We start from the raw sequence: 13,632 nt of genomic DNA on the forward strand, positions 1-13,632 counted from the left end.
GGGGCGGGCATCACCCGCCGATGTTTCTGATGTGGGGTTGTCCCCGCCGATTTCAAGACTGGCCGGCCGACACCATGACCAGGGCCGGGCGCAAGACGCGATCAGCGATCAGGTAACCCTTTTGCAGCGTCTGGGCCACCGTGCCCTGGGGATGTTCCGACGGCACATTGGAAATCGCCTGATGCCGGTGCGGGTCGAAGGCCTCGCCCGGCTGCGGCGCGATTTCGCGCATCTGATTGCGCTCGAAAGCGTTGTTCAACTGGCGCAGCGTGGATTCGGCGCCCTGCTGCCAGTCTTCCGTCGTCTGGTTTTCCTGGGCCAGGGCGGCTTCCAGGCTGTCGCGCACCGGAATCAGGCTTTCGGCAAAGGATTCCGTGCCGAATTTGCGGGCCTTGGCCACGTCATCCTGGGCGCGGCGGCGCACGTTTTCGACTTCGGCATGCGCCCGCAGCAACTGATCATGATATTCGGCGACTTTAGCCTGCGCCTCGGCCAGCAAAGCGGCCAGATCTTCGCCCGGTTGTCCGGCGATGGCGCCCGGCGCCGTTTCGGGGGCATCAGGGGTTTCGGCCGGGCCTTGCGGCGCGGCGCCCGCCGCGGCCTTCGGGTCCAAGTCTTCCTGGGGTGCCGACATGGTGAACTCTCCAAAAACAGAAAATACGAATGATTCGGTAGATGAGGGGAAAGCCGGAAATTTCAAGAGCCCAGGCCTCGCCTTTTCAAGCGGGGCCCAAGGGCCTTCGCGGCAGACCGCGCTACGTCCACCCGTCCAGATTGCGGGCCAGCAGGCCCGCGAACCCCCGCACCCAATCGGGCTGCGCGTTCAGGCAGGGAATGTAGCGGAAATCCCGACCGCCGGCCGCCAAAAAGGCCTGCCGGCACTCCAGATTGATTTCTTCCAGGGTCTCCAGGCAGTCCGCCGTGAACCCCGGACACAACACGTCCACCGAACCGACGCCCTCGCGTCCCCAGGCTTCCAGCGTGGGCTGGGTATAAGGCTGCAGCCAGGGGGCCGCGCCAAAGCGGCTCTGGAAGCTGACATGCAGGCGGGCGCCATCCGTCCCCAGGCGCTCCCGCAAGGCGGCGGCCGTCTGCATGCAGTCGCGGAAATACGGATCCCCCCGCCGCACGGAAGCCTGCGGCAGGCCATGGAAGCTGAGCAGCAGGCGATCGGCCTGCCCGGCTTGCGCCCAATGCGCCCGGATCGATCCGGCCAAGGCGTCGATATACGCCGGGTCCCGGTGGAAGCGTTCCAGGAAACGCACGGTGGGTTGATGACGCAGGCGGGCCAGATGGGCGCCGACGGCATCCACCGCGGTCGCCGTGGTGCTGGCGGCATACTGCGGATACAGGGGCGCCACCAGGATGCGGCCGCAACCGGCGGATTGCAGACGGTCGATCGCATCGCTCAAGGCCGGTTGCCCGTAGCGCATGGCCAGCTCCACCCGGACGCCCAGGCCGCGTTCATCCAGGGCCTGCTGCACGCCCAGGGCCAGATCCTGGCTGTGCACCAGCAGGGGCGAGCCGCGATCCAGCCAGACCTTCGCGTATTTGGGGGCGATGGCCGCGGGCCGCCGGGTCAGCACGAACAGGCGCAGGATGATCTGCCAGAGCCAGCCGGGCAGTTCCACCACGCGCGGGTCCGACAGGAATTCCTTCAGGTAGCGGCGCACGGCGGCCGGCGTGGCGGCATCCGGGGTGCCCAGGTTGACCAGCAGGATACCCAGGCGCCCGCGATCCGGGCCCGCCGCGTCTGGATCCAGGGCGTGGGGGTCGGAGGCGGCGGAGAGAAAACGAGTCATGAACGACGGAAGATTGGAATCAGTGAAAACGGGGCTGATGCCCCTAGGAAGAAGCCTGCCCCAGCGCATTGGACAACATGCGGGCCGTGATGTCCACGATGGGAATGACCCGCTCGTAGGCCATGCGCGTGGGGCCGATCACCCCCAGCGTGCCGATCACCTCGCCATCCACGCCATAGGGCGCGGTGATGACGGAGACATCTTCCAGAGGCACCAGGCGGGAATCCCCGCCGATGTAGATCTGCACGCCCTGGGCGTGGCTGGACACGTCCAGCAGATGCAGCAGGTCGGTTTTCTGTTCGAACAGGGCGAACAGGCGCCGCAGCCTGTCCATGTCGGCCGTCATCTCGGAGATTTCGAGCAGCTTGCCCTCGCCGGAGATGACGACGGATTCGTCGGCCGTGTCCGGCGAGCCGATGCCGGCGTCCACGGCCTGCTGCATCAGTCGGGAGATGTCCGAGCTCAGGGACGCCAGTTCCGCCGTCAGGGCGAGGCGGACCTCGTGGAAGGACTTGCCGGAAAAATGCCGGTTGAAGAAATTGGAGGCTTCCAGCAATTCGACTTCGGCGTATTCGCGCGGCACGAACAGGATGCGGTTCTGCACGTCGCCGTTGGGGGTGACGATGATCAGCAGGACGCGCTTGTCGGACAGGCGGATGAACTCGATGTGACGGAACACCTGAGTGCGCTTGGGCGTCAGCACGACGCCGGCGAACTGGGACAGATTGGACAACAGCGTGGCCGCCGCCGTCACGGCGCGGCCCGGCTCCGCAGCCGGCAGATAATCGGCGATCGGCACATCGGGCCGGAATTCGTAGGGCCGCACGGTGAGCAGGGTATCGACGAACATGCGATAGCCCTGGGGGGTGGGCACGCGGCCCGCCGACGTGTGGGGGCTGTGGATCAGGCCCAGGTCTTCGAGGTCTGCCATGACGTTGCGGATCGTGGCCGGCGACAGATCGAAGACTTTCGACAGGGTGCGCGACCCCACGGGCTGGCCATCCGCGATGTAGCGTTCCACCAGCGCCTTGAGCAATACCTTGGCTCGATCATCCATGTCCTGTTTCACTCGTCGGGCGGGACAAGCGCGACACACCGGCAGCGGCAGCGGCGTCCATCCCCCTATAATCGGATACTCCTTATTATTCCATTAATTGCGCAAGGAACCGGCTTTCATGCACTTCAAGACCGTGGCCCTGGTCGGCCGCTATCAGGATAGCGGCCTGGATGCGCCCCTGCGCCGCTTGGGCGCCGTCCTGCGGGACGCCGGCTGCGCTGTGCTCATCGAGGCCCAGACCGGCCGCAATACGGGGGTGCATGACTTCCCGCTGGCCTCCTACGAAGACATCGGCAAGCAGGCCGACCTGGCCATCATCATGGGCGGCGACGGCACCATGCTGGCGGCGGCCCGCGAACTGGCCACGTCCGACGTGGCGCTGATCGGCATCAACCACGGGCGCCTGGGTTTCATCACCGACATTCCCCTGGGCAGCGCCGACGAGGCGATCACCCGCATCCTCAACGGCGCCTACGTGCAGGACGAACGGATCCTGCTGGAAGGCCGCGTCATGCGCGGCGACCAGTTGATGGCGTCGGGGCTGGCCCTGAACGACGTCATCATCAATCGCGCCGGGCGCGGCGGCATGATCGAACTGCGCGTGGAATGCAATGGCGTGTTCATGCACAGCCAGCGGGCCGACGGCCTGATCATCGCCACTCCCACCGGGTCCACCGCCTACGCCCTGTCGGCCGGCGGCCCGATCCTGCACCCCCAGGTGCAGGCCCTGGTGCTGGTGCCCGTGGCGCCGCAGACCCTGTCGAACCGGCCCATCGCATTGCCGGAAGATTCCCTGCTGAACATCACGATCCGAGCCCTGGGCCGGGTCGAATCGGGCGCCAGCGTGCACTTCGACATGCAGACCCTGTCCAACTGCCAGGAAGGCGACCGCATCGACGTGCGCCGCAGCCCCCATCGGGTGCGCTTCCTGCACCCCCAGAGCCACAGTTATTTTTCCACCCTGCGCAGCAAGCTGAACTGGAATCGCATGCTGCACCCCTGGGACGACCCCGACGACACCCCTCGCTGAAACCCTATGCTGCGCACCCTGCACATTCTCGATTTCGTCATCGTCGACCGCGCCGAGATCTCCTTCGAATCGGGCTTCACGGTGTTTTCGGGCGAAACCGGCGCGGGCAAATCCATCCTGATCGATGCCCTGTCGCTGGCTCTGGGAGGCCGCGGCGATGCCAGCCTGGTGCGAGAAGGCGCCGGCCGGGCGGACATCAGCGCGGTCTTCGACGCCCCGCCCGCAGCCGGCGACTGGCTGGCCGAGCAGGCCATCGAAGGCCCGGACCTGATCCTGCGCCGGGTCATCGACACCCAGGGCCGCAGCAAGGCCTACATCAACGGTCTGCCGGCAACGCTGGCCCAATTGCGCGACCTGGGCGCCCTGCTGGTGGACATCCATGGCCAACACGCTCATCAAAGCCTGCTGCAGCCCGCCAGCCAGCGCGACATCCTGGACACCCAGGGCGGGCACATGCCGCAGGCCCAGGCGCTGTCGGACGCCTGGACGGCGTGGCGCAACGCCCAGGCCGCCCTGGATGCCGCCCACCGCGACGCCGCAGGCCAGGCGCAGACGCTGGACCGCCTGCAACAGGACGTCGCCTTCCTGGACGAACTGGCTCCCCTGCCCGCAGAATGGCCGGAGCTCTGCGCCCGACAATCCCGTCTGGCGCATGCCCAGGCGCTGCTGACCGGCGCTGGCCAGGCCATCGAGGCGCTGGATGGTGAATCCGGATCGGCGGCATCCGCCCTGCAGGCCGCGCTGCAGATCCTGCAGTCCCTGACCCGCCACGACCCGCGCCTGGAAGAGCACTGCCAGACACTGGAGTCCGCCCGCATCCTGTGCGCGGAGACCGTATCCGGCCTGAACGCCTATGCCGATCGCCTGGAACTGGACCCGGACGCCCTGGCACAGGCCGACGCCCGCATGAGCCAGATGTTCACGGCCGCGCGACGTTTCCACGTCGAACCAGACGCCTTGTCCGAACTGCACGAATCCCTGCGCGCCCAACTGCAGCAGGCGGCGGCCGGCCAGGACCTGCAAGCCCTGGCGCACGCGTCCGAACAGGCGCAGGCGAATTATCACGCCATCGCCCAGGCGCTCAGCGCTGCGCGCCAGGCAACCGCCCTGCGCCTGGCTGAACAGGTCACGGCGGCCATGCAGGACCTGTCCATGGAAGGCGGTTCCCTGCAGATCGCCCTGCCGGCCGGAAAACCAACGGCCCATGGCCTGGAAAGCGTGGAATTTCTGGTCGCGGGCCATGCCGGCGCCGCCTTGCGCCCCCTGTCGAAGGTGGCCTCCGGAGGCGAACTGGCCCGGATATCCCTGGCCCTGTCCGTCATCGCCAGCCAGGCCGCCCGTGTGCCGACCCTGATCTTCGACGAGGTGGACACCGGCATCGGCGGCGCCGTGGCCGAGGTCGTGGGCCGCCTGCTGCGCGAACTGGGGCAACGCCACCAGGTGCTCTGCGTCACCCACCTGCCCCAGGTCGCCGCCTGCGCCAGTCACCATTTCCAGGTCAGCAAGACCACCCGCGACCAGCGGACGCTATCGGCCATACAGACGCTGGACCCGGCCGAACGCATCGAGGAAGTCGCCCGCATGCTGGGGGGGCTGAAGCTGACTGCCGCGACCCGGGACCACGCGCGGGAAATGTTGCGGATGTCGGCGCGCTAGCCGGCGCCGCCCCTGAAACGACAAGGCCTTCCTGTCGGAAGGCCCTGGATATCCTGGCAAGCGCCGGCGGATCAGGTTTTCTTGCCCGCCGAGCATTTGGGACAGATCCCGTAGAGCATCATATTGTGGCTTTCCAGGGTGAAGCCGTTTTCCTTGGCGATGCGATGCTGGCGTCGTTCGATTTCGGCGTCGGAGAATTCCACCACCCGGCCGCAGTTGGTGCAGATCAGGTGATCGTGATGATCGCCATCGTTCAATTCGAACACGGCCTTGCCGCCATCGAACTGGCTGCGCAGCAGGATGCCGGCCTGCTCGAACTGGGTCAGGACCCGGTAGACGGTCGCCAAGCCGATATCCACGTCTTCGGCGATGAGAGCGCGGTACACGTCTTCGGCGCTATGGTGGCGGGTTTCCGCCTTGCGGAAGACATCCAGAATCTTCAGGCGCGGGAATGTCGCCTTCAGGCCCATGTTTTTGAGTTCGATCTGATCATTCATGATTCAAGTATCCTGGGTCCGGCCAAGGAAAGCAAATCGGCAAGTCGGCCCGGCAGACCGGAATCCCGGCCTCGTTCCGCATGCGCCAATCCGAATTCCCTTTATGATAGCGGTTTTAGCGGCCGCAATCTGCCGGCCAGCCATCGACCACGGGGGCATTTGTGCGTATCCGAGCTAGTCATATTTCCCGCAGGGTGAACATTTGCCTGGCGGCCGGTCTGCTGACCATCGGCCTGGCCGGCTGCGGCTCCACCAACTGGGGCTTTCCCTATCGGGCCACCATCCAACAGGGCAACTGGATCACCTCCGAACAGGTCGCCCAGCTGGAAGTCGGCATGACACGCGACCAGGTGCGATTCATCCTGGGCACCCCCACGCTGCAGGATGTCTTCCACGCCGACCGCTGGGATTATCCCTATTACAACCAGCCGGGGTACGGCAAGGACGAGCTGCGCAAGTTCACGGTCTGGTTCCAGAACGACCAGTTGACCCGCTGGTCGGGCGATGAACAACCCGACCGCCAGCCCTTCCAGAAGACCGACAGCGGCAAGTCCGCGGTGCAATCCGCCGACAAGGCCGCCCAGGATGCCGCATCCCCGGGAGTGAACAACGACGCCGCCCCCAATGCCGGCATCTCGACGGACACGCCCCAGAAGACGATCGAAACCGGCGCCCCGACCTCGACCGATTCCAACAAGGCTGAATGACCATGCGGATTGCCATTGCCGGATCCTCGGGCCGCATGGGCCGCATGCTCGTCCAGGCCGTCGTTGAATCCACGGACCTGACGCTGGCCGTCGCGCTGGACCGCCCGGGCAGCGAATGCCTGGGCCAGGACGCAGGGGGGTTTCTGGGTGTCGCCACCGGAGTGACGATCACCGACGACCTGCAGGCCCTGGCCCAGGCCGACTGCCTGATCGACTTCACCCGCCCCGAAGGCACCCTGGCCCACCTGGACGTCTGCGCGGCCCATGGCGTGAAATGCGTCATCGGCACCACCGGCTTCGACACCCAGGGCAAACAGGCCATCCGCGCGGCGGCCCAGAAGACCGCCATCGTCTTCGCCCCCAACATGAGCGTCGGGGTCAACGCCACCCTGAAGCTGCTGGACATGGCCGCCCGGCTGCTGAACAGCGGCTACGACGTGGAGGTCTTCGAGGCCCACCACCGCAACAAGGTCGATGCGCCATCCGGAACTGCCCTGGCCATGGGCGAAGCCGTCGCCCACGCCTGGGGCGTGCCACTGGACGACGTCGCCGACTGGGCGCGGCACGGCCACACCGGCGCACGCGAAACCGGCCATATCGGCTTTTCCGTCGTGCGCGGGGGCGACATCGTGGGCGACCACACCGTGTATTTCTGCGGCACGGGCGAGCGCATCGAAATCACCCACCGGTCCAGCAGCCGGGCCACCTATGCCCAGGGCAGCCTGCGGGCGGCGCGCTATCTGGCGCGCAAGGAATTCGGCCTGTTCGACATGCAGGACGTGCTGGCCAGTTAAACCGTCCGCCTCACCCGGGCGGGATCCGCGCAGGGTCGCCGCCCCGGGGTCGCAGCGGCAGGCTGGCTCAGTCGAGGACGACGGGTTCCTGCTCCAGATCCACATCGAACCGGTCCCGCACCCCCTGTCGCACCGCCTGCGCCAGGGCCTGGACATCCGCCGCCTGCGCCCCGCCATGATTGACCAGCACCAGCGCCTGGCGTTCATGCATGCCCACCGGCCCCAACCGGCGCCCCTTCCAGCCAGCCTGTTCGATCAGCCAGCCCGCAGCCAGCTTCACCCGGCCATCGGCCTGAGGATAGGTGCGCAGATCCGGAAATCGTTGCCGCAGCGCATCCGCCCGGGCGGCATCGATCACCGGATTCTTGAAGAAGCTGCCCGCATTGCCCAGCACCGCCGGATCCGGCAGCTTGCGGCGACGGATGCCGCACACCGCATCGTAGACCTGCCGAGGCGTCGGAGCGTCGCCTTGCAGCCCGGGATGACCTCGCAGATCCGGATAATCCAGGCGCGGCGCCCACGCCTTGGGCAACGCGAAGCGCACTCGCACGATCAGCCAGCGCCCTGCCCCGTCGCGCTTGAACACGCTGTCGCGATAGGCGAAGCCGCAGTCGGACGGCAGCAGCGCGCATTCACGGCCCGCATGCAGATCCCAGGCCACCACCGAATGCAGGCGTTGGTCCAGCTCCAATCCGTAGGCGCCGATGTTCTGAACCGGCGCCGCCCCCACCGTTCCGGGAATCAGCGCCAGGTTCTCCAGCCCCGGCCAGCCCTGCTCCAGGCAGCGGGTGACGAAGCCGTGCCAGGATTCGCCCGCCGCCGCCTCGATGATCCAGTGGTCCGCCGTTTCCTGCAATAGCCGGATGCCGCGCAAGGCGACCCGCAGCACGCGGTGCCGCGGCTGCGATTGCATGAGGACATTGCTGCCGCCGCCCAGGATGAAGACCGGAGAGCCTGCCGGCGCCCCGCACAGATCCGGGATGGCGGCCTCGTCATCCAGCACGGCGACCTGGGTCCGAGCAGGCAGGCCCAGCGTATTGCAATGCTGCAGGGATTGTTCGGTGAAGGCGATGGACATGGGAACAGTCAAGAGAGGCCGGCGCACGGGGACAAAGGCGTAAGCATACAGCGCATGTACCGCCCTCGACACACCCCCTTGGCGCGGCCCGGCCTTCGTGATTCCAGCCGAGTTGACACGCCTGCGATTCGTGCCGTATAGTTCGACTCCTGCTTGATTTCGTATCGGCGCAGCGCCCGAAAAAGACGCTTTGCCGGCCTGAAAAACCACCTGCGGTTTGACAGATTCAGAAATACGACATACAATGCATGGCTTAGCTGATCAGCTAAACAACGCGGGAATAGCTCAGTTGGTAGAGCGCAACCTTGCCAAGGTTGAGGTCGCGAGTTCGAGACTCGTTTCCCGCTCCAGATTCAAAAAAGGCCCAGACTTCGGTTTGGGCCTTTTTGCGTTGTGCGCCCGACATGAACGGACCCGCCATCCGTTGGTTGCCCAGTCCCGGTTCCAGGGCCGAGAATTATCCGGCCTCCTGCCACGTGGCGCGCAAGGCAGGCGCCAGCGCCGCCGGCAGGCAATGCACCAGCCGGATCTGCGGCGTGCCATGCCACCGCGCGCAGCGCGTAACGGCAGCGGCCAGCTCCCGCACCAGCCGCGGCGCCGGCGCCACGCCGTCCTCCAGGTACAGCGCCTTGATCTCGAACACGCCTTCCGCGCGGTACGCCTTGGCATCCAGCCGCCCCACCAGCGCACCGCGATGCAGGATAGGCAGCACATAATAGCCGTAGCGTCGCTTGGCCGCCGGCACATAGCACTCGATGCGATAGTCGAAACCGAACATCGCCAGAGCGCGGGCACGGTCCCACACCAGCGGATCGAACGGCGACAGCAAGGCGGTGTGGGTGGCGCGCAGGCGGCCGGCGCGAGCCTTGGCAAGGGCATCGGTATGCGCCGGATGCACGTAGCCCGGCGCCGGCCAGCCCGTCACCGTCACCTCCAGCAGCTCGCCTGCCGCCACCAGCGGCGCCAGTTCGCGCGCGCTCACGGCGGGTTTCAGGCGGTGGTAGTCGGCGATCCAACGCGCCTGTGCGATGCCCAACGCCTGCACGCTATCCAGGATGAAGCGTCGGCGCAGACGCGCCGCGTCGGGGGCGCAAGGCACGAACGGCGGATCGAAGCCGGCCAGCACCCGCTCGGCCACGTCATACACGCGCTGGAAGCGCTCGCGCCGCAGCACCATCAACTCACCCAGCGTGAACCAGGCTTCCAGCGCGCGTTTCTCCGGCTTCCACTCCCACCAGCCCGCGCCACTGCCGCCGTCTGTGCGCGAAAAATCCGCAGCGCGCACCGGCCCGTGCTCGCGGATGTGCCCCAGCACGTCTGCCATCACTTCGCGCTGTTCGATCCGCATACGCTCCGCGTGGCGGTGCGCCCAGTGCCCGGCGCGCTCGCGCCAGGCACGGTGGGCGGCGAAGTCGCGCGCGCCGACAAAGCAAGCCTCGTGTGCCCAGCATTCGGCGATGCGGCCGGCGGTCAGCGCCTCGTCCAGCCAGTCCATCGGGTAGTCGCCCAACCGCGACTGCAGCACCAAGTAGGGACTGCGCGCCACCACATGGATGGAATCGATCTGCAGCAGGCGCATGCGCTCAATGGCGGCCACCACGTCATCCCGGCGCGCACGGCGGCGAGGCGCCTGCAGCAGGCCCTGCGCATGCAGTTGCAGCGCACGCGCCTGCGCCAGGCTCACGCTCGCTGAAGTCTCGTTCCGTACGAGCACGTTTTCACTCCAAGGCTACGAACACGTTGCGTCGGCATTCAGGAATGTTCTGATCCATCGGGCATTCAACGGACCCATATGTCCGCGCAGACCGTCCCTGGCAAAAGAAGGAGTGTAGATCACGCGGCCCGCGCCACAACAGGGCCGGTGTCCGGCGGATAGTCGAGACAGGCTCGTCACGCTCCCGATAGAGCCTGGCGACTATCCTCCCACGCCTATGCACGCCAAGTTGCACGGCCCGCCGGCCCATGCCCGGATCCACGGAGCACTACTTCGATCCGTCATTGGCCGAGCAACCCGAGTCGCGTGTCCCGCTCCAGATTCCAAAAAGGCCCAAACTGAAGTCTGGGCCTTTTTGCGTTCTGCGGCTCCTGGCGCACAATGCCGGACAACTGCTTTCGATCCCGGGCGGCCATCCAGACCCGTGCTCCACGGCAATCATCCAGCCATTGCTGCAAGCTCAACGCCAAGAGATCCGATGGGCTGGACCAGGGAAGGAGTCGCAAGCGCGGAGCATCAGTAATCCCACTGCACCGGCACGAAGCGGAAGCCTTTACCGGCCTTTGCAATATGGCCGATGGACGGAAACGCCACATGCGTCGCGGCCAGCAGGGAGCCCGTTTCAGCGGCGTCATTCAGCAACCCGATGCGCACGGCCGCAGCCACTTCAGGCTCGTGCTCGAAGCCGTTCTGCCATTCGGGATTATCGAAACCGACCTCGAAAATCGCGTCGCCGACGAACGTCAGTTTCTCGCCATTCGATGCGATGTCCACGACGCAATGCCCCGGCGTGTGCCCTCCCGTCACGCGCGCCGATACACCCGGCGCAACCTCCACAGTCCGATCGAACTGCACGATGCTCTCGCTGTAGAGCTCCACGAACCTTGCCGCCGCCTTGCGGAGCGCGGGCGGCACCGCTTCCGGCATCACCGTCCTGCTGAAATCCGGATTCTTCCAGAACTTCACTTCCGCGGACGACACATGGATACGCACGTCGGGGCGCAGCTTCTCCTTGACCCCCTCGACGTTCAGCCCGCCGACATGGTCCATGTGCATATGCGTGATCACGATATCGGTGATCGCGGCCAAGTCGATGCCGGCGGATTCCAGACGCATGACCGACCGGCCCGCGCGCGAGAAGTACTCGAAGCCGTCGCCCACGCCCGAGTCGATCAGAATCAGACGTTCGCCGCTGCGCACGAGCGCGATATTCAGCGCCCAATCGAACATATCGCGCTGCAGAAACCTGCCATCGAACCATTCATTGCGGTCGGCTTCGCTCACGTTGGTGGACATGGTGGAGGTCGGCAGCGGCAAAATGCCGTCGCTGATCATCGCGACATCGACCTCTCCGATACGCACCGCGTAGCGGGCGGGTACGAATTCACCGGAACCTTCTTTACCAAGATTTGCGGTAACCGGCTGCACATTGCGGATTGTTTTGCTCATTTCTGTAGTCCTTTCAATCAGATTGGGATAAGCCGCGCGGAGCGGCATGTCGCTGCCTCGTTGCAACTACGGCTGCGCCGGGATCAGGATCGGCGCGCCTTGGTTTTTCACGAGCATGACCAAGAACTTCGCAGGTTTCGTATCGCTCGCGTTTCTACCGACCGTATGGATATCGTTCGGGCCCTCGTAGAAGGTGTCGCCGGGCTTCAGCGTGACTGTCTTTCCGCCCTTCACACCCATCACGATGGAACCCTCCAGCACGTAGATGAAGCCATGCGCATCGTGACGATGAACGGGATCGGCGCTACCCGGCGGATAATCGACCGTAATGATCGTGACTTCCTTGCCCGGGCAGTCGGCAAGCGCCTTGCTCAGCACCTGCGTCACTTTGGCCTCTGGCGCTCCGTGCGCCTGGGCGGCGCCGCCGACCAGCAGCAGCGCCAAGGCCAGGGATTCAAGAACTCGCATAGAAAGACTCCTTCAGATCGCAATCAGGCCAGGCCGGACTTATCCACGCCGAAAGCCTTGTCGTAGATGCCGGGCGGGATGCGGAAGGCGACATTGACGCGGTTCCACGCGTTGATCGACATGATGTGGAACGTCAGATCGGACAGTTCTTTTTCCGAGTACTGGGAGCGCACCCGTTCGTAGATTTCATCGCTCACACCCAGCGGTGAAATCCGGGTCAGCGCTTCAGTCCATGCCAGGGCGGCGCGCTCGCGCGGCGAGAACAGGTCGGACTCACGCCAGATGGCGACGTGGTGCAGGCGCAATGCGCGCTCGCCGTGCATGGTGGCTTCCTTCACGTGCATATCCACGCAGAATGCGCAGCCGTTCAGCTGCGAGGCCCGGATATCGACGAGATCGTGAATGGATTCCTCGATCGAGGACTTTTTCAGCAACATACCGAGTTCAACCAGTTTCTTGAACAGTTCGGGGGATTGCTGCTGATAGTTGAGACGTTGTGTCATGTCTTTGCTCCTGTTGGTAAGTAAAAAGCGGGCATGAAATCGTTCAGGCCCTGAATACGGCGCTGGCAAGCCAGTTATTGAAACGGGTTGGCCCGAGGCGGGCTCCCCTGTCGGCGGTCAGGGTGCGATCATCCAGGGCGCTGCCGAAATAGCGCGCGCGGGCATCGGCGATCACCTTGCGGCCGTCGTTGCGGCGCGCGAGATACTTACGCGCCAGCTCATCCAGGGGGATGCGGTCCTGGCCCGCGACTTCCACCATGCCATTGAGCGGCATCCCGGCAGCCAGATCGGCCAGTGCGGCGGAGACATCGTCGGCGGCGATGGGCTGAATCAGCGCCGGGGAAATATGCACTTCGTCCCCATCAGTGCAGTCATCGACGATGCTGCCGACGAATTCGAAGAACTGAGTGGCGCGCAGGATGGTGTACGGAATCGGCGAAGCCTCGATCAGCGCTTCCTGGACCGCTTTTGCGCAGAAGTAGCCGCTCTGCTGCAGACGCTCGGTCCCCACGACCGACAGCGCCAGGTGATGCTCGACGCCGGCCGCTTTCTCGGCCGCCAGCAAGTTGCGGCCAGCCGTCTGGAAGAAAGCCATCGCCGCATCCTTCTCGAAAGACGGGGAATTGGCGACATCCACCACGACTTGCGCCTCCTTGAGCGCCTCGGCCAGGCCCTGGCCGGAAATCACATCGACTCCGCTCCTCGGCGATGCCGCCACCACCTCGTGCCCAGCGCGGCCCAGTCGAGCCACCACGTTCGAGCCGATCAGCCCGCTGCCTCCGATCACGACTATTTTCATATCTCACCTTTTATTCAACCGTGTTGTGGTCAAAATCCATGAATGCATTATCATTTCCAGTCGCAGCGACTGCTTTGC

The 13,632-nt window shown here is 65.4% G+C and carries 14 protein-coding genes and 1 tRNA gene; 5 read left to right on the plus strand and 10 right to left on the minus strand.

All coding sequences use genetic code 11. From position 1 onward, the window contains the following. Positions 1-52 precede the first annotated feature (52 nt). The 3 genes from grpE to hrcA form a co-directional block, all read right to left on the minus strand. Positions 53-634 (minus strand): nucleotide exchange factor GrpE, encoded by a 582-nt coding sequence (gene grpE / locus WBG56_RS04775; protein ID WP_424265782.1) that lies wholly within the window; start codon positions 632-634, stop codon positions 53-55. Between the two features lie 121 nt (positions 635-755). Further along, positions 756-1,802: a ferrochelatase gene (hemH, locus tag WBG56_RS04780; protein WP_424265784.1), complete on the minus strand. Its 1,047-nt coding sequence runs from the start codon at positions 1,800-1,802 to the stop codon at positions 756-758. A gap of 43 nt (positions 1,803-1,845) precedes the next feature. After that, complete coding sequence (gene hrcA / locus WBG56_RS04785; protein WP_424265786.1) at positions 1,846-2,859, minus strand: heat-inducible transcriptional repressor HrcA; 1,014 nt, start codon at positions 2,857-2,859, stop codon at positions 1,846-1,848. Positions 2,860-2,977: 118 nt separating this feature from the next. On the opposite strand from hrcA, the gene WBG56_RS04790 reads away from it, so the two are divergent. Together WBG56_RS04790 and recN are read left to right on the plus strand one after the other, a co-directional pair. Continuing rightward, a complete protein-coding gene (locus tag WBG56_RS04790) occupies positions 2,978-3,889 on the plus strand; it encodes an NAD kinase (RefSeq protein ID WP_424265788.1) in 912 nt (303 codons plus the stop codon). 6 nt (positions 3,890-3,895) lie between these two features. Then, complete coding sequence (gene recN / locus WBG56_RS04795; protein ID WP_424265790.1) at positions 3,896-5,545, plus strand: DNA repair protein RecN; 1,650 nt, start codon at positions 3,896-3,898, stop codon at positions 5,543-5,545. A gap of 71 nt (positions 5,546-5,616) precedes the next feature. Here recN and fur read toward each other — a convergent pair whose 3' ends face one another. Beyond that, positions 5,617-6,042, minus strand: coding sequence for a ferric iron uptake transcriptional regulator (gene fur, locus WBG56_RS04800; protein WP_424265792.1), 426 nt, complete (start codon positions 6,040-6,042; stop codon positions 5,617-5,619). Between the two features lie 206 nt (positions 6,043-6,248). Here fur and WBG56_RS04805 point away from each other — a divergent pair, with 206 nt between their 5' ends. Beyond that, on the plus strand, positions 6,249-6,749 hold the full coding sequence (locus WBG56_RS04805; RefSeq protein ID WP_424266349.1) for an outer membrane protein assembly factor BamE: 501 nt from the start codon (positions 6,249-6,251) through the stop codon (positions 6,747-6,749). 2 nt (positions 6,750-6,751) lie between these two features. Further along, on the plus strand, positions 6,752-7,543 hold the full coding sequence (gene dapB / locus WBG56_RS04810; protein WP_424265794.1) for a 4-hydroxy-tetrahydrodipicolinate reductase: 792 nt from the start codon (positions 6,752-6,754) through the stop codon (positions 7,541-7,543). A 67-nt stretch (positions 7,544-7,610) separates the two neighbouring features. Here dapB and murB read toward each other — a convergent pair whose 3' ends face one another. Next, positions 7,611-8,621, minus strand: a complete 1,011-nt coding sequence (murB, locus tag WBG56_RS04815) for a UDP-N-acetylmuramate dehydrogenase (RefSeq protein ID WP_424265796.1) — start codon at positions 8,619-8,621, stop codon at positions 7,611-7,613. A 274-nt stretch (positions 8,622-8,895) separates the two neighbouring features. Between murB and WBG56_RS04820 the strand changes: the two genes are divergently transcribed. Continuing rightward, a tRNA-Gly gene (locus tag WBG56_RS04820) sits at positions 8,896-8,971 on the plus strand. A 107-nt stretch (positions 8,972-9,078) separates the two neighbouring features. Here the strand turns inward: WBG56_RS04820 and WBG56_RS04825 are convergent. The 5 genes from WBG56_RS04825 to WBG56_RS04845 all read right to left on the minus strand — a co-directional run bounded on the left by WBG56_RS04825 (position 9,079) and on the right by WBG56_RS04845 (position 13,554). After that, positions 9,079-10,305 carry a winged helix-turn-helix domain-containing protein gene (locus tag WBG56_RS04825; protein ID WP_424265798.1) on the minus strand — a complete coding sequence of 409 codons (1,227 nt, stop codon included), beginning with the start codon at positions 10,303-10,305 and terminating at the stop codon, positions 9,079-9,081. A gap of 546 nt (positions 10,306-10,851) precedes the next feature. Next, complete coding sequence (locus WBG56_RS04830; RefSeq protein ID WP_424265800.1) at positions 10,852-11,784, minus strand: MBL fold metallo-hydrolase; 933 nt, start codon at positions 11,782-11,784, stop codon at positions 10,852-10,854. Positions 11,785-11,850: 66 nt separating this feature from the next. Beyond that, positions 11,851-12,252 (minus strand): cupin domain-containing protein, encoded by a 402-nt coding sequence (locus WBG56_RS04835; protein ID WP_424265802.1) that lies wholly within the window; start codon positions 12,250-12,252, stop codon positions 11,851-11,853. Positions 12,253-12,275: 23 nt separating this feature from the next. Then, complete coding sequence (locus WBG56_RS04840; RefSeq protein WP_424265804.1) at positions 12,276-12,755, minus strand: carboxymuconolactone decarboxylase family protein; 480 nt, start codon at positions 12,753-12,755, stop codon at positions 12,276-12,278. Between the two features lie 43 nt (positions 12,756-12,798). Further along, positions 12,799-13,554 (minus strand): SDR family oxidoreductase, encoded by a 756-nt coding sequence (locus tag WBG56_RS04845; protein ID WP_424265806.1) that lies wholly within the window; start codon positions 13,552-13,554, stop codon positions 12,799-12,801. Positions 13,555-13,632: the final 78 nt, after the last annotated feature.

The sequence above is a fragment of the Castellaniella sp. genome, from assembly GCF_049671645.1.
GTDB lineage: Bacteria > Pseudomonadota > Gammaproteobacteria > Burkholderiales > Burkholderiaceae_B > Castellaniella.

What these genes read in the sequence shown, in the direction of transcription:
- WBG56_RS04790 (WP_424265788.1), top strand. Translation starts at nt 2,978, where the DNA reads ATGCACTTCAAGACCGTGGCCCTGGTCGGCCGCTATCAGGATAGCGGC.
- dapB (WP_424265794.1), top strand. Translation starts at nt 6,752, where the DNA reads ATGCGGATTGCCATTGCCGGATCCTCGGGCCGCATGGGCCGCATGCTC.
- recN (WP_424265790.1), top strand. Translation starts at nt 3,896, where the DNA reads ATGCTGCGCACCCTGCACATTCTCGATTTCGTCATCGTCGACCGCGCC.
- fur (WP_424265792.1), bottom strand. Translation starts at nt 6,042, where the DNA reads ATGAATGATCAGATCGAACTCAAAAACATGGGCCTGAAGGCGACATTC.
- murB (WP_424265796.1), bottom strand. Translation starts at nt 8,621, where the DNA reads ATGTCCATCGCCTTCACCGAACAATCCCTGCAGCATTGCAATACGCTG.
- hrcA (WP_424265786.1), bottom strand. Translation starts at nt 2,859, where the DNA reads ATGGATGATCGAGCCAAGGTATTGCTCAAGGCGCTGGTGGAACGCTAC.
- WBG56_RS04840 (WP_424265804.1), bottom strand. Translation starts at nt 12,755, where the DNA reads ATGACACAACGTCTCAACTATCAGCAGCAATCCCCCGAACTGTTCAAG.
- grpE (WP_424265782.1), bottom strand. Translation starts at nt 634, where the DNA reads ATGTCGGCACCCCAGGAAGACTTGGACCCGAAGGCCGCGGCGGGCGCC.
- WBG56_RS04830 (WP_424265800.1), bottom strand. Translation starts at nt 11,784, where the DNA reads ATGAGCAAAACAATCCGCAATGTGCAGCCGGTTACCGCAAATCTTGGT.
- WBG56_RS04845 (WP_424265806.1), bottom strand. Translation starts at nt 13,554, where the DNA reads ATGAAAATAGTCGTGATCGGAGGCAGCGGGCTGATCGGCTCGAACGTG.
- WBG56_RS04835 (WP_424265802.1), bottom strand. Translation starts at nt 12,252, where the DNA reads ATGCGAGTTCTTGAATCCCTGGCCTTGGCGCTGCTGCTGGTCGGCGGC.
- hemH (WP_424265784.1), bottom strand. Translation starts at nt 1,802, where the DNA reads ATGACTCGTTTTCTCTCCGCCGCCTCCGACCCCCACGCCCTGGATCCA.